Origin of the sequence: Paenibacillus maysiensis, from assembly GCF_000520815.1 — a bacterium.
Taxonomy (GTDB): Bacteria; Bacillota; Bacilli; order Paenibacillales; family Paenibacillaceae; genus Paenibacillus; species Paenibacillus maysiensis.
Genome location: NZ_ASRY01000252.1, coordinates 1 through 395, shown reverse-complemented (window position 1 = coordinate 395; position 395 = coordinate 1). Strand labels below are relative to the sequence as shown.

The following is a 395-nucleotide window of genomic DNA, read 5'->3' as shown; positions in this document are numbered from 1 at the left end:
CCCCTTTCCGGCGCCGGATCCACGCCCACATCCGTTCACTCAGTTCCCCGTGCACCTCCAGGCTCTCCAGCGCAAAGGGCAACATTACCTGCTGCTCTTCCTCGCCCAGCGCCAATCCCATGCAGCTCTGCAGCGCTCCGTCCAGCAGCCCCGGGTGCAGCACATACTCCCCCCAGCTACTTTCCGTCGTCTCCGTCAGCTTCAGCTCCGCCAGCCCTTCGTCCACTCCTGTCCACACCGCTACGACTGACCGCATGCTCGCTCCGTAGCAAAGGCCCAGTTCCTCCAGCGCCGCATAACACGCCTCTCTGCTCACCTTCCGACCGCAGCGTTCGCGTATCGCTTCCAGTTCCGCCAACTCCCGCTCCGGCAGCTCCGCCAGCTCTGCCACCCCT

At 65.1% G+C, this 395-nt stretch carries 1 protein-coding gene; it reads right to left on the bottom strand.

Annotation, left to right across the window (positions count from 1 at the left end):
- Positions 1-395 (bottom strand): polyketide synthase dehydratase domain-containing protein (locus L696_RS28770; protein WP_162472188.1); only part of this gene is annotated, 395 nt, incomplete at both ends.